20 protein-coding genes and 3 tRNA genes are annotated in these 20,666 nt (G+C 57.7%); 13 read left to right on the top strand and 10 right to left on the bottom strand.

What is annotated here, in order from left to right; translation table 11 throughout:
* The first annotated feature begins 84 nt into the window (after window positions 1-84).
* Both DT070_RS01940 and DT070_RS01935 read left to right on the top strand, forming a co-directional pair.
* Complete coding sequence (locus DT070_RS01940; RefSeq protein WP_164483702.1) at window positions 85-2,388, top strand: AAA family ATPase; 2,304 nt, start codon at window positions 85-87, stop codon at window positions 2,386-2,388.
* Between the two features lie 22 nt (window positions 2,389-2,410).
* A complete protein-coding gene (locus DT070_RS01935) occupies window positions 2,411-3,679 on the top strand; it encodes an McrC family protein (protein WP_164483701.1) in 1,269 nt (422 codons plus the stop codon).
* Between the two features lie 224 nt (window positions 3,680-3,903).
* Here the strand turns inward: DT070_RS01935 and DT070_RS01930 are convergent, their stop codons facing one another.
* The 3 genes from DT070_RS01930 to istA form a co-directional block, all read right to left on the bottom strand.
* Complete coding sequence (locus DT070_RS01930; protein ID WP_122953890.1) at window positions 3,904-4,584, bottom strand: hypothetical protein; 681 nt, start codon at window positions 4,582-4,584, stop codon at window positions 3,904-3,906.
* Window positions 4,585-4,872: 288 nt separating this feature from the next.
* Window positions 4,873-5,664, bottom strand: a complete 792-nt coding sequence (gene istB / locus DT070_RS01925) for an IS21-like element helper ATPase IstB (protein ID WP_122953889.1) — start codon at window positions 5,662-5,664, stop codon at window positions 4,873-4,875.
* Window positions 5,654-7,198 (bottom strand): IS21 family transposase, encoded by a 1,545-nt coding sequence (istA, locus tag DT070_RS01920; RefSeq protein WP_122953888.1) that lies wholly within the window; start codon window positions 7,196-7,198, stop codon window positions 5,654-5,656. Before istA ends, istB begins: the two co-directional genes overlap by 11 nt.
* A 1,166-nt stretch (window positions 7,199-8,364) precedes the next feature.
* Between istA and DT070_RS21185 the strand changes: the two genes are divergently transcribed.
* From DT070_RS21185 to greB, 4 genes are all read left to right on the top strand, one after another.
* Window positions 8,365-8,444, top strand: a tRNA-OTHER gene (locus tag DT070_RS21185).
* A gap of 27 nt (window positions 8,445-8,471) precedes the next feature.
* Window positions 8,472-8,548: transfer RNA gene (locus DT070_RS01915), tRNA-Arg, on the top strand.
* Between the two features lie 160 nt (window positions 8,549-8,708).
* Window positions 8,709-8,963 carry a DUF1488 family protein gene (locus DT070_RS01910; protein ID WP_122953887.1) on the top strand — a complete coding sequence of 85 codons (255 nt, stop codon included), beginning with the start codon at window positions 8,709-8,711 and terminating at the stop codon, window positions 8,961-8,963.
* Window positions 8,964-9,007: 44 nt separating this feature from the next.
* A complete protein-coding gene (gene greB / locus DT070_RS01905; RefSeq protein WP_122953886.1) occupies window positions 9,008-9,574 on the top strand; it encodes a transcription elongation factor GreB in 567 nt (188 codons plus the stop codon).
* On the opposite strand, the gene DT070_RS01900 is transcribed toward greB, so the two are convergent.
* The 4 genes from DT070_RS01900 to DT070_RS01885 form a co-directional block, all read right to left on the bottom strand.
* The gene (locus DT070_RS01900) at window positions 9,571-11,817 is read right to left on the bottom strand and encodes a bifunctional (p)ppGpp synthetase/guanosine-3',5'-bis(diphosphate) 3'-pyrophosphohydrolase (RefSeq protein WP_122953885.1); all 2,247 of its coding nucleotides are present in this window, start codon (window positions 11,815-11,817) and stop codon (window positions 9,571-9,573) included. The genes greB and DT070_RS01900 overlap by 4 nt on opposite strands.
* 109 nt (window positions 11,818-11,926) lie before the next feature.
* Window positions 11,927-12,130 carry a DNA-directed RNA polymerase subunit omega gene (gene rpoZ / locus DT070_RS01895; RefSeq protein WP_092132810.1) on the bottom strand — a complete coding sequence of 68 codons (204 nt, stop codon included), beginning with the start codon at window positions 12,128-12,130 and terminating at the stop codon, window positions 11,927-11,929.
* 41 nt (window positions 12,131-12,171) lie between these two features.
* Complete coding sequence (gene gmk, locus DT070_RS01890; RefSeq protein ID WP_122953884.1) at window positions 12,172-12,792, bottom strand: guanylate kinase; 621 nt, start codon at window positions 12,790-12,792, stop codon at window positions 12,172-12,174.
* A gap of 43 nt (window positions 12,793-12,835) precedes the next feature.
* The gene (locus DT070_RS01885) at window positions 12,836-13,753 is read right to left on the bottom strand and encodes a YicC/YloC family endoribonuclease (protein ID WP_122953883.1); all 918 of its coding nucleotides are present in this window, start codon (window positions 13,751-13,753) and stop codon (window positions 12,836-12,838) included.
* A gap of 70 nt (window positions 13,754-13,823) precedes the next feature.
* On the opposite strand from DT070_RS01885, the gene DT070_RS01880 reads away from it, so the two are divergent.
* From DT070_RS01880 to DT070_RS01855, 6 genes are all read left to right on the top strand, one after another.
* Window positions 13,824-14,831 carry a serine/threonine-protein kinase gene (locus DT070_RS01880; RefSeq protein WP_092132815.1) on the top strand — a complete coding sequence of 336 codons (1,008 nt, stop codon included), beginning with the start codon at window positions 13,824-13,826 and terminating at the stop codon, window positions 14,829-14,831.
* Window positions 14,828-15,730, top strand: a complete 903-nt coding sequence (locus DT070_RS01875; RefSeq protein WP_122953882.1) for a PP2C family serine/threonine-protein phosphatase — start codon at window positions 14,828-14,830, stop codon at window positions 15,728-15,730. Before DT070_RS01880 ends, DT070_RS01875 begins: the two co-directional genes overlap by 4 nt.
* Before the next feature lie 110 nt (window positions 15,731-15,840).
* A complete protein-coding gene (gene rph, locus DT070_RS01870) occupies window positions 15,841-16,569 on the top strand; it encodes a ribonuclease PH (RefSeq protein ID WP_122953881.1) in 729 nt (242 codons plus the stop codon).
* A gap of 45 nt (window positions 16,570-16,614) precedes the next feature.
* Window positions 16,615-17,223, top strand: a complete 609-nt coding sequence (rdgB, locus tag DT070_RS01865; protein ID WP_122953880.1) for an RdgB/HAM1 family non-canonical purine NTP pyrophosphatase — start codon at window positions 16,615-16,617, stop codon at window positions 17,221-17,223.
* Between the two features lie 26 nt (window positions 17,224-17,249).
* Window positions 17,250-18,440 carry a radical SAM family heme chaperone HemW gene (hemW, locus tag DT070_RS01860; RefSeq protein WP_122957200.1) on the top strand — a complete coding sequence of 397 codons (1,191 nt, stop codon included), beginning with the start codon at window positions 17,250-17,252 and terminating at the stop codon, window positions 18,438-18,440.
* Between the two features lie 14 nt (window positions 18,441-18,454).
* Complete coding sequence (locus tag DT070_RS01855; protein ID WP_122953879.1) at window positions 18,455-18,682, top strand: hypothetical protein; 228 nt, start codon at window positions 18,455-18,457, stop codon at window positions 18,680-18,682.
* A gap of 61 nt (window positions 18,683-18,743) precedes the next feature.
* Here the strand turns inward: DT070_RS01855 and DT070_RS01850 are convergent, their stop codons facing one another.
* Window positions 18,744-19,058: an I78 family peptidase inhibitor gene (locus DT070_RS01850; protein ID WP_122953878.1), complete on the bottom strand. Its 315-nt coding sequence runs from the start codon at window positions 19,056-19,058 to the stop codon at window positions 18,744-18,746.
* Window positions 19,059-19,260: 202 nt separating this feature from the next.
* Window positions 19,261-19,350 (bottom strand) — tRNA-Ser (locus DT070_RS01845).
* A 307-nt stretch (window positions 19,351-19,657) separates the two neighbouring features.
* Between DT070_RS01845 and DT070_RS01840 the strand changes: the two genes are divergently transcribed.
* Window positions 19,658-19,972 (top strand): hypothetical protein, encoded by a 315-nt coding sequence (locus DT070_RS01840; RefSeq protein ID WP_122953877.1) that lies wholly within the window; start codon window positions 19,658-19,660, stop codon window positions 19,970-19,972.
* A 24-nt stretch (window positions 19,973-19,996) separates the two neighbouring features.
* Here the strand turns inward: DT070_RS01840 and ureG are convergent, their stop codons facing one another.
* On the bottom strand, window positions 19,997-20,650 hold the full coding sequence (gene ureG, locus DT070_RS01835) for an urease accessory protein UreG (RefSeq protein WP_122953876.1): 654 nt from the start codon (window positions 20,648-20,650) through the stop codon (window positions 19,997-19,999).
* Window positions 20,651-20,666 lie beyond the last annotated feature (16 nt).

Below are 20,666 nucleotides of genomic sequence, written 5' to 3'. Positions count from 1 at the left end.
TAGCAGAGCCGGATGCACTGCGCATGTACGAGAGGTCGCGACCCGCGGGAGTGCTAGGATACAAAAGAGTGGAGGATGAGGGACATGAATGCGAGTATTCAAGCAGAATTGCGAACGTTGCACGCAAAAGGAGTTGCGAACGGCGATATTCCAGCGCCTGTTCAACTAGATAAACAGACATCTCTTTTTCGGGCAAGGTTTGGCCCTCTTGCACTGCAAGCCGTTGACGGTGAAGAACTATTGAAGTTAATGCATGGACGCCAGGACAATGAGGCCCGGTGCATGGCCTATTGGTTGGAGTTCAAAAACGACGATGAATTCGCTGGGAATTCTTTCGGCGGTATCCGCGGCGGCACCGCGCTCAAGTTCGGGATCTACCAACGTCAGCAAGACGGCGCATGGACCAGTGGCACACCTCGGGCGCCGGTTTTGCTCACCCTCGACCAAGCAATTGCCATCGCCGAAAGCCAGCGAGCAGAACTGGTTAACGGAACCAGCGTCCTTTCACAGTATCCCCGCGGCGATTCAACTGACGCCTCCTATCAACGGCTGCAGGAAGCGATGGAGACTGCTGCTCCGAATCTATCGCGAGACGGTTGGGCGCACAAGTACTGGTTTCTGATGCATCCAGAGACCCTCGACGCGTATCACAGTCCGGCGTATCAGCGATTTCATTTGATCAAGTTGTTGCAGATGCCACCAGACGGGGTGGGGATCCTGAAAGGATCTGCTCCCAGATTTCTCTGCGCTGGACGGTTCGCGCAAGGAGCAAACGATATCGGTGTTCCCATCGTCACCTTCAATAAACTTCTTAATCTCCGCGATACTGCTTTTCACAGGTACTGGAAGGTAGGCACCACCGAAGGAAGCGCAGGAGACAGCCATTGGCAGGACATGCGAGACGGCGGCTTTATTTCTATTGGCTGGAAGAATTCTGTTCCGGACCTAACACAGACATTGAATTTGGATCCAGGGGAAGCAAAGGGTCAGATCGCAGAATTTTTGAAGAATGACTATGACAACGGCGCGATGGCGACTCGTAAGGCCGGGGAGATTCTTAACTTTGCTCGCGAGATGGCAGAGCCTGATATGGTCGTGGCGTGCGAGGGACAGACGGTATTAGGCGTCGGTCGAATCGTTGGCCCGTATGAATACGATGGGTCTCTCCGGTTTCCGCACAAGCGGCCGGTCAAATGGATGACTGTGGGACAGTTCAAGCTCGGTGAATTGGAGGGACCGCGTACGACTGTGTACGAACTTGGCAAACACGCCATTAACCTCCTGGAAATCGAAAAACAGGTTGCAGGAGTGGCTGGGCCGTCCGTCAAGCCTGCAAGTCCCGTCAAGGCATCGACTCTGAAGCCTCTGGATGTATTTGCTGCACGCGTTGAGGCAATACTTCGACGAAAAGGACAAGTTATCTTGTACGGTCCCCCGGGGACGGGCAAAACTTATAGAGGACTGGGCGTTGCCCAGGAGTTGGCCGCCAGACACGCATTCAACCGGAGCTTCGGAGATCTCGCGGTCAGCGAAAAGCAGGAGATCGAGGCGGAGGACGGACTTGTCCGGATTTGCACATTCCACCCTGGCTGGGGCTACGAGAATTTTATGGAGGGGCTGCACCCCAAAACCGTGAGCGGCGGCATGGTCTTCGAGCCAAGGGACGGAGTGTTCAAAAAACTATGCCGGGATGCAAGCGCATCCAAGAAGCACTTCTATTTGGTAATCGATGAGATCAATCGAGGCGATCTTCCGCGAATTTTTGGTGAATTGATCACTGTCATCGAACGGGACAAGCGCGGAAGGGACATCCTGTTGCCAGTGACCGGCTCCAAGTTCCGTATCCCTGAAAACGTGTTCATCTTGGGAACCATGAACACCTCCGATCGGTCAATCTCGCTTCTTGACACCGCTTTGCGCCGCCGCTTTGGGTTTGTGGAATTGATGCCCGATAGTGGCTCGTTGCTGCGCCGCTCAGTGGGGGCAATCGCGCTTGGGCCGTGGCTCGATGCGCTCAACGCAAGAATACGCAAGCACTTGAAGCGCGACGCGAGAAATCTGCAGATAGGGCATGCTTACCTAATGCCGGTCAATTCCGCCGCCGATTTCTCGCGTGTTTTTCGAGACGAAATCCTGCCTCTCTTAGAAGAATACTGCTACGACGACCTGGAAACTTTGGGACAAATTCTCGGGGGCGCGCTGATCGATGTTGAGAATTCTCGGATTCGCGAGGAGCTCTTTGATCAGCATAACGAGGATGACCTGTTTGCCGCCTTGCATTTCCCAGAGATGCACCGTCTGACATTAACCGAAGAGGCGACAGGAACAGGGCAAGAAGATGCAGCCCAAGATGAAGATGCCGAGATCGATGGCGGCTCGCCTGCCTAGCTGAATGAGAAAATCAGTTTCAATGACTGAATGGGACCAGGCTGACGCGCGGTCCGCGCCCGAGCTCAAATATAACTTTTTTGATGACGATCCTTCCCTGCGACGCGTTGTTGGTGCTTTGGCTCATCGCATAACAGTCCGAGAGTTGCGCAATGGCCTAGAGTTAGTTAGCAACTCATACGTCGGATGTGTAGATATAGGGCCATTGCGCATCAGGATCAAGCCTAAGCTCGCGGGGCTTCCACTGGCACGACTTCTAAGCTATGCCTACGGTCTACACGACCTGGGCACCTTTGACACCACATTCGCCAATGTTGAAGATCTCGGAATTCATGACTTATTGATCGTGATGTTAGGTAAGGAAACCGAGCGATTGCTACGCCGCGGGTTAGACCAACGATATATAGGGAGAAATGAGAATCTCGTGAGCCCACGCGGCCAGTTACTGGTAAGTGAGTATATTCGCCGAGGTGGCGCTATCGATGCCACCCTTCCTTGCCGCCGCTTCGACCGGAGTACCAATTGGAGCCTTAATCAGGTATTGCTCGGAGGGCTCCAAGCCGCGGCAGCGATTGCTGACAGCCAGGAGGTCAGGCGCTACGTGCAGCACCAATATCCGTCATTTTCGGGTATCCAAGTGCCTTCCCGCATTTCTCTCAGAGAAGTTGAGGCGGCTGAATCAGGATTGACCCGCGTGACCGAGCCCGCTGGCGCCGCCCTTCGTATTATTACCTTGCTTCTGCAGGACCAAGGACTTGGTTCGGATAGCGATAGGTCTGCGGAAATGAGCGGGCATCTCTTCGACATGAACATGTTTTTTCAACGGCTCTTATGCCGCTTTCTGGATGATCACCTTACACGGTACGCCGTGAAAGATGAGGTGCCAATCCGCACCTTATTTGCATTCGCGAAGGGTGCGAACCCGCGTTCGAGGAGAACGCCAACGCCAAGACCTGACCTCGCGATTTATCAGGACGAAAACCTGGTGGGATTTTTCGACGCCAAGTACCGAGACCTATGGAAGCTTTCCCTTCCGCCCGAATGGCTGTACCAGCTTTCAATTTATGCGATACCGTCAAAAGCGAAAACGAGCGTTTTGCTTTATGCAACGATGGCCACCGACGGACGCGACGAGCGGATAGAGATCAAGGACCCATCAACGGGCGGTAACTTGGCTACGGTCGTAATCCGACCAGTGCCTCTAACCGAGATGGCAGCAGCCATTTCAAAGCGCGATGATGGCTGTTCAGCTCGTGCTCTGGCTTCCCGACTTATCTCCAATATTCACTAGCTCACACGTTGAATCTGGCGAGTTTATCGGTTGGAATCTAGCTAACTATCGATATCGGGACAGCTCGTTGTAAGCTAATATTTAGTTCGGCTACATCAATAAGTAGAATGCATCCAGGAGGTTGGAATCCAGGGCGCTCCTGACCACTCCAGATCACATGGATGACCTCCGACCACAAAACAGATGGCTAACACCAACTGGTCATAAACGCAGAATGCAGTTTTTTAGTCGACCGCTTCGCAGTTCTCAGCAATGTCCAGCAGAAATAGTTCGCAAGCTGTTTTACCCACGTACCGCGTCAATGCGTAATTAGCAGAGCCGCCGATGAGTACGCCAACTCCAAAAGGGATGGCTTTAGCTGCTGCATTTTGAGTGAAAACAATACCGATTTTCTTGAATAGCTCTTTGATCGTTGCGAGCGTAGGACCGGTAAGATATTTTTTGACCATTTTCACTCCGGCTTTGGAGGCAACTTTAGTCATACCCGCCGTACCTAATTTCTCAAGACTGCCCGCCAGCGCGATGAGAAAGGACATGTGCTTTGCATCTTCATTTGAAAGTTCTTTATTGATCGCTACCGCTAGACACATCGTCATATCGATTTGTAGTTTCATGCAGACAGTGACGTCGGCCAGCCCGCCACCAAGAACTGCAGCGGCAGTTCCAACGCCAGGTACTACGCCGGGAATCGCACTAACCGCCCCTGACGTCGCGGCTAACCTTGAGTAGCGCTGGATGATCTTATCCGTAACGATCTTTTGGATGTTCCTATTGCTAGCTCTTGGGAGGGCTTTCCTTGCTTGCGTTTCATACTGTTCTACTACGACACGTGCATCTTGAGGACTGATGGCGATGGCCTCAACCATCTTCATTAGCGATGAACCAGTGTCGGCTTGTTCTGTCATATTTGGCTTTGTTACATTGTTACGCTTTTAGTATGCCTCAGGGCGAGAATGAACTTTTAGAAAAATATCACGGTCCTAGTCAATTCACAGACCAATCAGCTTGGAAGCGGCGGTAGCGTCGGCGCGGTTAGGCCCTATACCGTCTAAAGCTGCGGGGGTTAAAAAGGTGGCTTGCCACCTCCATCTTTGAGACTCAGGCGCAAGTCAGGAATGGTGTTGAGTTCCGCTGAAGCCTGACCCGATCTTTCCATCAAATCTTGACCCACACTCTTTGTGAGCAGAGAGTGCTCACGGTGTGGATAAGTTCTTGATCTTCTCCTTTTTGGGCTGAGTCTTTGCAGAGCTGTTTTTGAATCGATAGCTGTCGTTTCCGGTTTCGAGGATATGACATCTGTGGGTGAGTCGATCCAGAAGAGCGGTTGTCATTTTTGCATCACCAAAGACGCTGGCCCATTCTCCGAAGCTCAAATTGGTCGTTATTACGACACTAGTTCTTTCGTAGAGCTTTGAAAGCAAATGAAAGAGGAGAGCTCCTCCTGACTGGCTGAACGGCAGGTAACCCAGCTCGTCAAGGATCACCAAGTCCACGTACATCAATCGGTGGGCGAGCTGGCCTGTATTGCCAGTTGATTTCTCAACTTCTAAAGCGTTGACCAGCTCAATCGTGGAGAGAAACCGGACACGTAGGTGGTGATGCTCAATAGCCTGAACCCCGATCGCAGTGGCCAAATGAGTCTTTCCGGTGCCTGGACCACCGACCAGAACGATGTTTTGAGCCTTTTCGAGGAAGTCGCATCGATGTAGCTGGCGCACCATTGCCTCGTTGACCTCGCTATGGCCGAAGTCAAAGCCAGCCAGATCCCGGTATGCGGGGAACCTGGCCAACTTCATCTGGTAAGCCATAGACCGTACTTCACGTTCTGCCGTTTCCGCTTTGAGCAGCTGCGCAAGGATGGGCTTTGCTGCTTCGAACGCGGGTGCACCTTGATCGCCCAACTCCGACACAGCCTGGGCCATGCCGTGCATTTTGAGTCCCTTTAGAAGCGCGACGATTGAATTTGACTCGGATTCACGTGCCATATCGCACCTCCTGGTCGACCTCGACCTCCCGAAGTGAGTCATAGCGACGCACGTTGGCCTGCGGTTCTGTACCGAGTTTCAGTGCTTGCGGAGCGATGATCTCAGGAATGGCTGGCTTTCCGCCAACCAGGCGGTGCAATACGTTCAGTATGTGGGTCTTGGTGGCGACCCCTGCTTCCAGGGAGGTCTCTACGGCCGCCAGTACCGCTTGCTCGTCATGGTGCAGAACAAGTGCCAGTATTTCCACCATCTCACGGTCCCCGCCAGGCTTTTTGAGTAGCAATGCCTGCAACCGCTTGAAGGCGGTCGGGAACTCGGTGAACGGGGCGCCGTTTCTTAGGGCCCCAGGTTTTCGCTGCAGTACAGCTAAATAGTGACGCCAGTCATAGACGGTGTGTCCCGCCCCGTCGTGGCGGCGATCAATGATTCTTTGGTGTTCGCAGATCAGCCGACCTTCTGCAGCAACAACCAAGCGGTCCGCGTACACCCTAAGGCTTACTGGTCGATTGGCAAACGATGCAGGAACGCTGTATCGGGTCCGTTCATGGGTCACAAGACAGGTGGGTGAAACGCGCTTCGTGTGCTCGACGAACCCGTCAAAGGCCGGCGGCGGAGGCATCAGAAACGACTTCTCTTCTGCCCAGACATCAGCCACCGTGCCCGGCAGCTTGCCGTGGGCTATCTCCTTCCAGAGGGCTTTACAACGTATCTCGAGCCACTCATTCAGCTCTATCAAGGTGCCGAAAGCCGGCATGGGTTGCCAAAGGCGATGACGGGAATCCCGGACATTCTTCTCGATTTGCCCCTTTTCCCAGCCAGAGGCGGGGTTGCAGAACTCGGCCTCGAAGAGGTAGTGGTTCACCATTGCATTGAAGCGAGCATTGACGTCTCGTTCTTTGCCACTGCGAATCTTGTCTACTGCCGTCCTCATGTTGTCGTAGATGCCGCGCTTTGGCACCCCACCCAGCACCCCGAAGGCGTGGTTATGGGCGTCAAATAGCATTTCGTGCGTCTGCAGCAGATAGGCTCGGACGCTGAAAGCGCGGCTATGGCTTAGCTTGAAATGAGCCACCTGCAGCTTGGTGCGCTCGCCGGCAATCATTGCCCAGTCCTCGCTCCAGTCAAACTGAAACGCTTCCCCCGGCCCAAATATCAGCGGAATGAAGGTGCCGCGGCCGGCAGTTCGAAGCGCCTCCTGACGGTCTAACCGCCATTTCCGGTAGAAAGCTGCCACTCTTCCGTAGGATCCATCGAACCCGAGGGCCATTAGATCTGTGTGGATCTGCCTCAAAGTGCGCCGCTGTTTCCGCGATTTTGTTGCCTCGATTCCCAGCCAGGTGGCCAGCTTCTCAGCGTAGGGATCGAGCTTGCTTGAGCTGACCCGCCTTGCGTACCTGGGCTCAGCCTCATCGGACCGAAGGTACTTCTTTACTGTGTTGCGAGCCAGGCCTGTACGCCTTGCAATCTCGCGGATGGACAACTGATCTCTCAATGCCCACCGCCTGATGACATTCAATGTCGCCACGTCTATCACTCCTAATTTCCCTCTGCTTTTAAAACAAGCAGAGTAGTGCCTACGTGGGTCAGGTTTCGATGGAAATTACTGCTCTAACCGGGTCAGATTTCGACGGCATTCAACACGGGCGCAGTTTTTCACCGAAAACTGATCCACTGGACGCGGAAGTTTTCAAGTTGATTGACCCGCGTAATCGAGCGAATCAGCAGTGGGGCGCTGGCACGTAGCTGGTCTTTGTTGAATGAAACGAGTGGTTCAATTCCTAAGGGAATTTATAACCAGATCAAGATTGCCATGCCGCGTGAAACGTCATCGGCGGCTTAGTTGTCCGCATCGCAGGAGCTTGGCCAGGACAAGTAGAAGAAGAGCCGAAACCATTGCACCAAACGGAACAGCAAATACAAGAACAACGGTATTGCTTAATAACCATCGCTTTCGGATTTCACTGTCGCTCACGTGGAGGTAGCTATGCCCTCTGAAGCTGATCTTTGAGACTATTGGCGATGGTCCAGAAAAAGTCGGTATGAGAACCTGCTCAACTTCGACCACTTCCAGGTTTAGCGGCCTGACACCGCAATCGCGACTACGTGAATTCTGGAAATAGCCTATGTCAAGACATTCGAGCCGTACGTTGTTAAGTGTGCTTTGACTCGTGCGCGAATTACTGTCGTTGTCACTGCAGCACCGGTAGACGCCGGTTTGAGTGGGTAGGCGTTGAAAGACGAAGCCTTCAGGGGGCTTAACTTTTTCCATTGCCGCCCACACTGCCAATGCGAAAAGAACTCCCCCCAAAAGGCTCGAGAGCGCTATTCGAAGGTCTAATTGTTTCGGCAAAGGATTTTGCTCAGTTCTCAAGCCGCTCCTCGACGGTGCATCTTGGATTGAGCTTTGATTGTATGGCCGGCACAAAAATGAGACCCTATCTGATTCAATTTCCATGCCATTCGCTCTTCCCCCCAGCGGGCGGCTTGGACGGAGTTTTCCAGAGTTTCAGTTTTCCAGAGACACTCGCTAGGGGCCCGCGCCCCCGCAGAACTCGGTTTCGGTTCGGCTCGGCGCCCGCAACTCGTTGATTTGCTTTGAGAAAACTCGGCGTGGCCGGGCAAACAGGCCATAAAAGGTCGGAATAGGCTCGGTCGGCACGCGGCCACGCGAACTCAAAAGAAAAAGTGCTTACACTTCTTAGGCTTAGCAGGGGCAGGCACAGGATTCAGTTGTTCTCATAATCCTTTGGTCGAGTGTTCAAGTCACTCACGCCCTACCATTTAAATAAGCTATAATTTGAGGCTTAGCGGCTGTAGCTCAGTTGGATAGAGTACTTGGCTACGAACCAAGGGGTCGTGGGTTCAATTCCTGCCAGCCGCACCACTTTTATTAGTGATTTCAATAGCTTAGAGGCTCACCCCTCTAGGCTATTTTTCTTTGCGCAAGGGCTTTTTAGTGGTTTTCCTGAGGCCATACAGCCCCCGGTGGGCTGTACGCCCGGCGAGAGCTCCGCTATTCTGGAAGCTCATTGCGGAGGAGAGAAATGGAATCACAGAACGTCGAGGACCACGGCGAGTGGCTCAGTTTTAGCCTGTCGCACGCAGGCACGACCATTCCGGTCAGGATTTCGCGTGAGGCGATGGAAGAGTTCTTTGGCGCCGTGCCAGGGCCGGATTCCCTGAAAAAGGCCTACGAAGGGGACGCCGAGATGATTCATGCCCGGGCCGCTGACATGGTTGTGGCGGGCAAGAGTTACACGCCCGAAAATCCCCTCGTGCTGGGCATGGAAGATTTCTAAAGGCGTTCGCGGCTGGCGGCCATGAATGCTATGGTGGCCGGAGCATGAACAAAGCCTTTACCAAAGAAACCGAGCAGGAAGACGACGAGCCGGCGCTCGCGCCTTTGCCTGCCGGTGGCAAAAACTACATCACGCCGCAGGGCTATCAGCGCCTGCGCAGCGAACTGCTGGAGTTGATCGACAACGAGCGCCCCAAGATGGTAGATGTTGTCCATTGGGCCGCGAGCAACGGCGACCGCTCTGAAAACGGCGACTATCACTACGGCAAAAAGCGCTTGCGGGAAATTGACCGGCGCATCCGCTTCCTCACGCAAAGACTGGAAATTGCCGAGATCAGTAATCCGTCCATTCATCACGGCAGCGACCAGGTGTTTTTTGGTGCGACGGTGGCCTACGCCGATGACAGCGGCGCGGAGCGCTGCGTGACCATCCTGGGCATCGACGAGGCAAACAGCGCGTTGGGGCAAATCAGCTGGATATCGCCTGTCGCCAGGGCCTTGCTCAAGGCAAGGGTCGGCGACGAAGTGAGCCTGGTCACACCGCAGGGCCTGCAGACACTGGAGGTCTTGAAGGTGGACTACCCGGCGCCGGACAAGATGGCGGCGGCTTAACCGGTCGACTTGGCGCGTTGCACCCTCAGCACCGAGGGAGTGCGTTTGACGCTGCGCAGAGCCGACGCAAGATGGATGCGGTCGCGCACCGCCACACCGAAGCGAAGGTCGGTGGCGTCGTGCGAAGGCTCCTGCTGCATGTCCACGTGGGTGATGTCGGCCTCGGCGCTGGCAAGTGCGGCGGCCACACGCGCCAGCACGCCCTTGCCGTTGGAAACCGTCACCAGCAGATTGGTTTCAAAGGTGCGCACCGGTTCGTCCGACCAGTCCACTGCGATGAAGCGCTCACTGTCGCGGTGCTGCAGGCGTTTGGCGACCGCGCAGTCGTCCGTGTGTATCACCAGCCCTTCGCCGCGGCCCAGGTAGCCCACGATGTCGTCACCGGCGATCGGCTTGCAGCAGGGCGCAAACTGCACGGATGCGCCTTCACTGCCATCAATCACCAAACCGCCCTGGGACACGGACTCATGGGCGGTATAGCGCTCGCGGCTCATGAGGAGCGCGTTGGGTTTTTCGCCGGTCTCGGCAAGAAGGGTGACGATGCGTTTGGCCACCATGCTGGCAATGCGTTTGCCCAGCCCGATGTCCGTCAGCAAATCAGCACGGGAACGGTTGCCGGTAAATCGCAGGATTTTTTCCCAGGTTGCGTGGTGGGCTTCATCGTCGTCGGGCAGGCGCTCGCGCTCTATGCCTTCGGCGCGCAGCGCCTGGGCCAGCATCTTCTCGCCAAGATCCTGCGACTCTGACAGCGCCATGGTCTTGAGGTGATGGCGTATCTTGGAGCGGGCCTTGCCTGTGCGCACAAATCCCAGCCACCCCGGGTTGGGGCTGGAGACCGATGCGGTGATGATCTCGATCACGTCACCGTTTTGCAATTCCGACCGCAGCGGAACCTGCTCTCCGTTGACCTTGGCCGCGACGGCGCGATGGCCCACGTCGCTGTGGATCGCATAGGCGAAGTCCACGATGGTTGCACCGCGCGGCATGGCCATGATCTGGCTTTTGGGCGTAAATACATAAACGGCCTCGGGAAAGAGGTCGATCTTGACGTGGTCCCAAAACTCTGCCGCGTCGCGGGTTTCATGCTGGATATCGAGAAGCGACTGGAGCCATTGCGCTCCCAGCCGCTGTGAAGCATCGCCGTCGGGATCAGTGGCCTTGTAAAGCCAATGCGCAGCGACGCCGGATTCTGCGACGACGTGCATGGCATCGGTGCGCATCTGGAACTCGATGTTGGTGCCGAAAGGGCCGACCAGGGTGGTGTGCAGAGACTGGTAGCCATTGATCTTCGGAATCGCGATGTAATCCTTGAACTTGCCTGGCAGTGGTTTGTAGAGCTGGTGCAAAACCCCCATGGCCGTGTAGCAAGCGGTGAGGTCCTTCACGATCACCCGAAAGCCGTACAGATCAGTCACCTGCGCGAAAGACAAATGTTTTTCGTCCATCTTCCGGTAAATGGAGTAAAGCGTTTTTTCACGGCCCGAGATCTGCACGGGCACAGCGGCGGTGCCAAACGCAGACTCGACCTCTCCCTGCACGCGCTTGATCACGTCGCGCCGGCGGCCGCGCGCCCGCTGCAGCGCCTTCGTCAGGGTGGCATAGCGCCACGGATGCAAATGCTGGAACGACAGGTCCTGCAGCTCGCGGTAGGTCGTGTTCAGGCCCAGGCGGTGGGCGATGGGCGCATAGATATCGAGGGTTTCGCGCGAGATGCGTGTCCATTTGGCGCGGGGCACGTCGCCCAGCGTGCGCATGTTGTGGGTCCGGTCTGCCAGCTTGATCAGGATCACACGTACATCGCGCGCCATGGCCAGGAGCATTTTCCGGAATGACTCGGCCTGGTTTTCCTCGCGGGTGTTGAACTCCAGCTTCTCAAGCTTGGTCAGCCCATCCACCAGCTCGGCGACAGGGGCGCCAAAACGCTCGATCAGTTCCGGTTTTGTGACACCGCAGTCTTCAATGGCGTCGTGCAGCAGCGCGGCCATGAGCGCCTGCGCGTCCAGCTTCCATTCCGCACATTGCTGCGCGACGGCGATCGGATGGGTGATGTAGGGCTCGCCGCTGTTGCGCAGCTGGCCCAGGTGGGCTTCATCGGCAAAACGGTAAGCGCGGCGGACATTTTCAATGTCGGCGGCGCTCAGGTAGTCCAGCCTGGCAGTGAGCGCGGCAAAGCTGGCCGCGGCAGCGTTGGCGGCTGCCGGGGTCGACTTGCTGGAAACAACGGGCGAAAGCATGGCGCTCATGCCTTAAATGTATCGCGGCGGGGCGAAAAGGTGAGAAAAGTGGACTTTATGGGGCCGGAAACGAAAAAAGCACCGCTATGCGGTGCTTTTTTGCAGAACCGGTACTGAATCAGGTGGGTACTTTTTTCAGCATTTCCAGGCCGATCTTGCCTTCGGCGATTTCGCGAAGGGCCGTTACGCCGGGCTTGTTCTTGCTTTCGATCTTGGCAGCGTGCCCCTGGCTGAGCATGCGTGCGCGGTAGGTGGCGGCCAGAACCAGCTGGAACCGGTTCGGGATTTTCTCGAGGCAGTCTTCGACGGTAATGCGGGCCATGGGGATCTCCGGTGTGATCGATAACGTGAAAAGCGATGAATTCAGGGAATTTGAAGGGCCTGGAAGGTCTCGGCACGGGCTCGCCGCTGGGCCGAAAACTTGAGCCGCTGGGCATGCACAATGGTTTTCAGGTCGAAAACTGCCCGCTCAAACAACTCGTTGATTATAACGAAGTCGAATTCCCGGGCCTGGGCCATCTCGGTGGCGGCGTTTTTCAGCCTCAACTCGATCACTTCGGCGCTGTCTTCGCCGCGGCGCTGCAGGCGGGAGCGAAGCTCCTCCCAGCTTGGCGGCAGGATGAAAATCAGCACCGCATTGGCAAAAATCCGCTTGATATTGATGGCGCCCTGGAAGTCGATCTCCAGGATCACGTCGGCGCCGGTGGCCACCCGCTCTTCAATGGTCTGCCTGGACGTGCCGTAGCGGTGGCCATGGACATGCGCCCATTCCAGGAAAGAATCGCGCAAGACCATGCCGTCAAAGTCTTCGGGCGAGAGGAAGAAGTACTCCCTGCCGTGCTTTTCCTGGCCGCGGGGAGGGCGGGTCGTGTGCGACACGGCCGGCTGGATGCGGGAATCCAGCTCCATCAGGGCTTTCACCAGGCTGGATTTTCCTGCCCCGCTGGGGGCGGCGACTACAAAGAGATTTCCGGGATAGTCCATGCGTGCTGTGGGTTTATTGCTATAAATTTAGTAGCGTAGAAGGCTACTCGATGTTCTGGACCTGTTCGCGGATCTGCTCGATCAGGACTTTCATGTCGACAGAAATGCGGGTGAGTTCCAGTGACGCGGACTTGGAGCCCAGGGTATTGGCTTCGCGGTGCAGTTCCTGGATCAGAAAGTCCAGGCGTTTTCCCAGTTCCCCGCCGCTTGAGAGCAGGCGGTCAATTTCATCCAGGTGGGACGACAGGCGGGTGATCTCCTCGGCCACGTCAATCCGGATGGCAAAGGCCGTGGCTTCCGTCAGGGCCCTGTCCTGAGCGATTTCCGGCAGCGTGGCGCTTTCCGAAAGGGCCATGGCCTCTTTCCAGCGCTCCAGAAAGCGGGCTTTTTGCTGCTCCACCAGCTTGGGGATCATGGGCACGGCCAGCGCGGCCAGTGCGCGCAGCTGCGCCGTGCGGTCAAGCAGCATGAGCGCCAGCCGGGCGCCTTCCCGCTCGCGGGCAGCCATCAGCTCTTTCAGGGCTTTTTTTGCCAGCTTTAGCAATTCTTCGCTGTAATCGTGGGGCTTTTTGTCCTCATTCGTGGCGATCCGCAGGATGTCCGCAACACTCAGCGCTGCAGCCTGGGGCAGCCAGGACTTGATGCTGTCTTCCAGGGACCCCAGGCGCTGCAACGTGGCCGACGAGGGCGCCCGCAAGGTGCCGGACGATGCGCTTTCAAGTGATACGCGAACTTCCACCTTGCCCCGCTTGAGCTTGCCGGTGAGCAGCTCCCGCAGGGCCGGTTCGGCCTGCCGCAGCTCGTCGGGAAGGCGAAAAGCCAGGTCAAGAAACCGGCTGTTGACAGAGCGTATCTCGACGCCCAGACGGGAGCTGGCATCCGCACCCGAATCAGTTTCCGGGGCGGATTGCGCCATGCTTGATTGCACGGCTGCATAACCCGTCATGCTGTAAACTGACATTTGTAAATACGCTTTACTAGAGAGAGAACAAGACCAGACTGACATTGTCATGTCTGGCTCATCCCAAATTATGTCAAAGGTCAAGCCCGCACCGTTGCCGCCCGACACCGTGATTGGTGGCTATCGTGTTGTGCGAAAGCTTTCAGCCGGCGGCTTCGGCGTAGTTTACTTGGCCGTTGACAACGAGGGCCAGCAGGTCGCCATCAAGGAATACCTGCCTTCTTCCCTGGCGAGCCGTTCGCCGGGTGAGTTGCTCCCGCAGGTGCAGCCCGAAAAGCTCTCCTTGTACCGTTTGGGCCTCAAAAGCTTTTTTGAAGAAGGCCGCTCGCTGGCCCAGATCGCACATGGCTCCGTGGTCAGCGTGCTGAATTTCTTCCGCGAGAACGAAACCGTCTACATGGTGATGAACTACCTGGAAGGCGGCACCCTCCAGGACTTCATCATCACCGCCCGCGAACTCAAGAAGCAGAAGGTTTTCCGCGAATCGACGATTCGTTCGCTCTTCGACGAAATCCTGCGAGGCCTGCGGATCGTCCACCAGCACAAGATGCTGCACCTGGACATCAAGCCGGCCAATATCTTCATCACCGACGACAACCGCGCCGTGATGATCGACTTCGGCGCCGCCCGCGAGGTCTTGAGCAAGGAAGGCAACTTCATCCGGCCCATGTACACCCCCGGTTTTGCCGCCCCCGAGATGTACCGCAGGGATTCCTCCATGGGCCCATGGACCGATATTTATGCGATTGGCGCCTGCATTTACGCCACCATGCAGGGCTACCCGCCCAACGATGCGCCGCAACGTCTTGAAAAAGACCGTTTGTCGCTTGCCCTGTCCCGTTTGCGCGGCGTCTATTCCGATAACCTGATTGAGGTTGTAGAGTGGTGCATGTCGCTTGACCCCCTGTCCCGCCCGCAGTCCGTCTTTGCCCTGCAAAAAGAGTTGAGCCGCGAGGGCGAGCGCCGCTACACCAAGCTGACCGTCAGCGAAAAGGTCCGCCTGCAGTTCGACAACATGGTGTCCGACACCAAAAAAACCGCGCGTAAGGCTACTGGCTTTGCGACGAAATTCAAATGAAATTCTCTGTCTTTCAGGTAAGCCGAAAAGGCGGGCGCGAGAAAAACGAAGACCGCATGGGCTATTGCTACACGCGCGAATCGGGGTTGTTCGTGCTGGCCGACGGCATGGGCGGCCACCCTGAAGGCGAAGTGGCCGCGCAGCTTGCGCTGCAGACCATCTCTGCGCTCTACCAGAAAGAGGCGCGTCCCACGATTGAGGACACGACCGAATTCCTGTCGACCGCCCTGATGGCGGCGCACCACCAAATCATCCGTTACGCCAGCGAAAAAGGCATGCTCGACACGCCCCGCACCACACTGGTCGCCGCGATTTTGCAGGGCACCGGCGCTACCTGGGTCCACTGCGGCGATTCACGCCTGTATGTGGTGCGTGACGGCGAGTTGCTTACGCGCACCCGCGACCATTCCTATCTTGAGCAGCAAAGTGCCGGCGTCATCAAGCTGGAGCGCGTCAACCGCAACATTCTTTTTACCTGCCTGGGTTCTCCGACCAAGCCGGTTTTTGACGTGGCAGGCCCTGTGACCCTGCAGCAGGGCGACAAATTGTTGCTGTGCTCCGATGGCCTGTGGGGCAGCCTGAGCGACGCTGAAATTGTTCGCCAGCTGGCCAGCAAGGGCGTGTCCGACGCCGTGCCCGACCTGGTCGAGAACGCCTTGCGCACCGGTGGTGAGCACAGCGACAACGTCACGGTGCTCGCCATGGAGTGGGAGACGCCGGACGCCTTCGAGTCGACTCGCGGCGTGTCCACCGACAGCATCATGGACGGGGTTTTTGCCTCGACCATCCAGGCCGGCGTGCTCGATACGGTGGTGGATGACCTTGATGAGGCGACCATCGAGAGATCGATCGCCGAAATCAACGAAGCCATACGCCGCTCCGCCGCCAAAAAAGCCTGACATCGCAGCTTCGCGCTTGAGCGGCCGGGCATCTTTGTGCCGGCTCCCGATTCTTTTGTACTTTCCCCTCCTGCTTATCCGTTTGGCGCTTTGCCAGAAAGCCTTCCATCATGAGCCAGTTTGAACGAAGCGGCGCGCGTGCAGCCGATGCCCTGCGCGCGGTGCGCATCACCCGCAACTACACCGCCTACGCCGAAGGATCGGTGCTGATCGAATTCGGCGGCACCAAAGTGCTTTGCACCGCGTCTGTCGAAGAGAAGGTACCCGGACACAAAAAGGGCAGCGGCGAAGGCTGGGTGACCGCCGAGTACGGCATGTTGCCGCGCGCGACGCACACCCGCAGCGACCGCGAAGCGGCCCGCGGCAAGCAAAGCGGCCGCACCCAGGAAATCCAGCGCCTCATCGGCCGCTCGATGCGCTCGGTGTTCGACCTGAAAAAACTCGGCGAGCGCACCATCCACCTTGACTGCGACGTCATCCAGGCCGACGGCGGCACCCGCACCGCCAGCATCACCGGCGCCTTTGTGGCGGCGCAGGATGCGGTCAATACCTTGCTGGCCAGCGGCAAGCTCCAGCAAACGCCCATCATTGACCACGTGGCCGCGATTTCGGTCGGCATCGTGCAAGGAACGCCGCTGCTTGATCTGGAGTACACCGAAGACTCGGCCTGCGACACCGATATGAACGTCGTCATGACCGGCGCCGGCAACTATGTGGAAGTGCAGGGCACGGCAGAGGGCGTGGCATTTTCTCGCAAGGAAATGGATGCGCTGCTGGTGCTGGCCGAAAAAGGCATCCGTGAGCTGGTGGCGCTTCAAACGAAGTCGCTATCAAATTAATAGCTAATAGCCTATGTATTCATTGGGCTAGAGCCCTATTTTCTTATGAAAATCGTCCTCGCCTCGAACAACAAGGGAAAGCTTGCCGAACTCAAAGCCATGCTCGCCCCGCTGGGGCTGGTGCTCGTCAGCCAGGCCGAACTGGGCCTGCCTGAGGCCGAAGAGCCGTTTCGCACCTTTGTTGAAAACGCGCTGGCCAAAGCGCGCCAGGCCTCCCGGCTCAGCGGCTTGCCGGCCCTGGCGGATGATGCCGGCCTGTGCGTGGATGCCTTCGGCGGCCTGCCGGGCGTGGACACCGCGTATTACGCCACGCAGTTTGGCTATGAAAAGGGCGACGACAACAACGTCAAGGCCTTGCTGGAGCAAATGGCCGCTTTGACCGACGCTTCACAGCGCCGCGCCGCCCTGGTCAGCACGCTGGTGGCGGTCCGGTCGGCCGACGACCCTGAGCCGCTGATCGCCTCGGGCCGTGTGGCCGGGCAAATCGCGCCGGAGGCTGTGGGCGCCAACGGCTTCGGCTTCGACCCGGTGATGTTCATTCCCGAATTCGGCCAAACGTTTGCGCAGTTGCCCGTTGAAGTCAAAAACGCCAACAGCCACCGCGGCAAGGCGGCCCGGCAGATGATCGAGCTGATGCGCGAGCGGTGGCTGTAGTCACCACGCCGTTCAAGTTTTCCCTCATGGCCCAGCAAGACATCCAGCACTACATGCGCAGCGGCACGCTGCAACTCGCGGCTTTGCCGCCGTTGTCGCTGTATGTGCACCTGCCCTGGTGCCTCAAGAAATGCCCTTACTGCGACTTCAACTCGCACGAGGTGGCCGGCGAGATGCCCGAGCAGCGCTACATCGACGCTGTCATCGCTGACCTGGAGGCTTCGCTGCCGCTGATCTGGGGCCGCACGGTGCACAGCATTTTCATCGGCGGCGGCACGCCAAGCCTGTTTTCACCGCAAGCCATAGACCGCCTGCTGGCCGACATCCGCGCCCGCCTGCGGCTGGAGGCCGATTGCGAGATCACGCTGGAGGCCAACCCCGGCACTTTTGAAAAAGACCGTTTCAAGGCATTTCGCAGCGCCGGCGTTACGCGCCTGTCCGTGGGGGTGCAGAGTTTTGATGACGGCCATCTCAAGGCTTTGGGCCGCGTGCATGACCGCGCCCAGGCCATCGCCGCGGTCGAAGAGGCCGCGCAAGCCTTCGACACCTTCAACCTAGACATCATGTACGCGCTGCCCGGCCAGACCATGCAAAGCCTGGAGCAGGACATGCGCCAGGCGCTGGCCTTGCAGCCGCCCCACATCTCGATTTATCACCTGACGATTGAGCCCAACACCTACTTCGCCAAATTCCCGCCGGTGGTCCCTGAAGAAGATACTGCCTACGCCATGCTTGACAAAATCACCGAGATGACCGGGGCTGCAGGGTTGGCGCGTTATGAAGTCTCGGCCTATGCCAAACAGGCGCATCGCTGCTTTCACAACCTCAATTACTGGCAGTTCGGTGATTACCTGGGCATAGGCGCCGGCGCCCACAGCAAGCTGAGCTTTGCGCACCGCGTCGTGCGGCAGGTGCGGTTTCGTGAGCCTAAGCTCTATATGGAAAAAGCCCTGACCGGCAACGCCGTGACGCAGGAAACCGAAGTCAGCCGCGCCGACCTGCCGTTCGAGTTCATGCTCAATGCCTTGCGCCTGCGCGACGGCTTCAAGCTGCAGGATTTCACCGAGAAAACCGGCCTGCCCTTTACCGCCATCCAGAAAGGCCTGGAAGAGGCCGAGCGCAAGGGATTTATCGAGCGCGACTTTGTGCGCGTGAAGCCGACGGAGCGCGGCTTCGACTTCCTTAACGACCTGCAGTCACTTTTCTTGGCCGACTGAGCGGCCCGCGATCCATGGAAACACCCGCCATTATTTTTCTCGTTGTCAGCTGTGCGATCAGCTTTGCGCTGGGCAGGCTCTTCGTGCACTTCCGCGACAAAAGACGCAAGAAGGCCGCAGAGGAGCGTGAGGCTATCGCCCTGCGCAACCGCCCGCCCGAGCCCGAGGCCCTGAACAAGGCCAAACGCAAGCGGCAACTTCAGCAGCAGGAAAAAGAAGAAGCCAAAGGCCGCAAACGCTGACACGGCAAGCCAGGCGTGGCCGATGGGCGGCGCCCCTCTTCAGCCTCTCTTCAGCCGCAGTTCAGCCGCAGTTGACGCGCGTCACACGGCCGGCGTCGTCCACCGATAGATTCAAGCGCTCCGCATTGAACTCCATCGTCACCACCTGGCCCGGCTTGAGAACCCGGCTCGTCCTGGCCCCAGCACGCGCGCGGGCGTCACTTTCCAGCGCTGCATCCACATTGCGCCCCACTGCAAACTGCGCAGGCGCTGCGTTGCAACGTGTAGACGCAGGCCCCGAAGCGGGAGCCGCCTCGGCCCCGGCCGGAGCCGTGTTCGCGCAAGCTGACAGCAGCAGCGTCGCAGTGATCGCGAGAGCGGAAAAAATCAAACGCATGGTGATGTCCTTTCGAAAGGGTGCCTTAAGCGGGCTTGAGCGGGCCGTTACCAGCTTACCGCTGGACAGTCAGCACAAATGTAGGCGCAGGGCTTTTGTTGCCAGAGAGGGGTCTGGGTACGCCCAATTGGATGGGTGTAAGGACGACTATTGGCAGGCGTCATATCAGCCGCAAAGCGGTCGGGCTGATGGGTTGCCGATGTGGCGGAAGCGGTGAGATTCGAACTCACGGAGGACTTGCATCCTCGGCAGTTTTCAAGACTGCTGCATTCAACCGCTCTGCCACGCTTCCGAGCCGCATAGTTTAACCGCTGGCGGGGCCTGCCTGTTTCGCTGGTGAAATGGGTGAGATTTGCTTTCGCGGCAGGGGCTGGACTGGCACCGGAAATAGAAATAGGCGCGATTGAGCCTTCCCGGCCATCCAGGAACCGGTCGGGGCCCTGTTTTGACGCAGGTCTGAACTTCCCGCAAAAACCGGCATTATTTCCTGGAACTAGTTCCCGTTTCGTTGGAAAGCCGTGCCCGCCCCCCGTGACGCGGGGCCCTGATGTTGCCATCATTGAAACATTCAGTTACAGCGAGAGGCGGCGGTTTTTTCTATGGTCAAGAATATTTTTCCTCCCGAGATTGCAGATGAAGTGGCGACTGCTTTTGTTCATGCCACGGGCGCGCGGTGGTCGTTTCCCCGTGTCCAGATTCAGGACCAGGACGAAGAGCCGCTGGTGCTGGTGAGTGTGGACACGGAGCCGTCGGAGGCCCAAACCCTGGAACTGCCGGTCAGGAAATCCATCGCGCAAGCGCTCAACAAGGTCATGCCGACGCACCCCGACCACAAGTTTGGCCTCTGGATGGTGGTGTTCTTCAGCGACGGCAAGATGTACGAGACGGTTCACCCCAGCGAATTCCAGGATTGATCCTGCTGCGGCCAGCCTGCCCGGTCACTGGGGCAGCATGCCTTTGGTTTCTATGAAGGCGATGACGTCGGCAAGACCGGAGCGGGTCTTCAGGTTCGTCATCACAAACGGCTTGAGCCCTTTGGGCGTGGTGCGCATGCGGATGGTGTCTGCTTCCATGATGCCCAGGTCGGCGCCCACATAAGGCGCCAGGTCGGTTTTATTGATCACGAACAGGTCGCTTTTGGTGATACCGGGGCCGCCCTTGCGCGGAATCTTCTCGCCGGCCGCCACATCAATCACATAAATCGTGAGGTCGCTCAGTTCGGGGCTGAAGGTGGCGGCCAGGTTGTCGCCGCCGGACTCCACAAACACGACGTCGGCGTTGGGGAAGTCCACCAGCATGCGGTCAATGGCCTCCAGGTTGATGGAGGCGTCCTCGCGTATGGCCGTGTGCGGGCAGCCGCCGGTCTCCACACCCATGATGCGTTCGGCGTCCAGCGCGCCGCTCACCGTCAGCAGGCGCTGGTCTTCCTTGGTGTAGATGTCGTTGGTAATCGCCACCAGGTCGTATTTTTCCTTCATGGCCTTGCACAGCATTTCCAGCAGGGTGGTCTTGCCGGAGCCGACCGGCCCGCCTATGCCCACGCGCAGGGGCGGTAGTTTTTTGGTGCGGTTGGCAATGTGGTGCAGGCTCATGCTTGGCTTTTCAGGA

This window comes from Polaromonas sp. SP1 (assembly GCF_003711205.1).
Taxonomy (GTDB): Bacteria; Pseudomonadota; Gammaproteobacteria; order Burkholderiales; family Burkholderiaceae_C; genus Polaromonas.
This window is presented reverse-complemented; position numbering and strand designations above follow the sequence as displayed.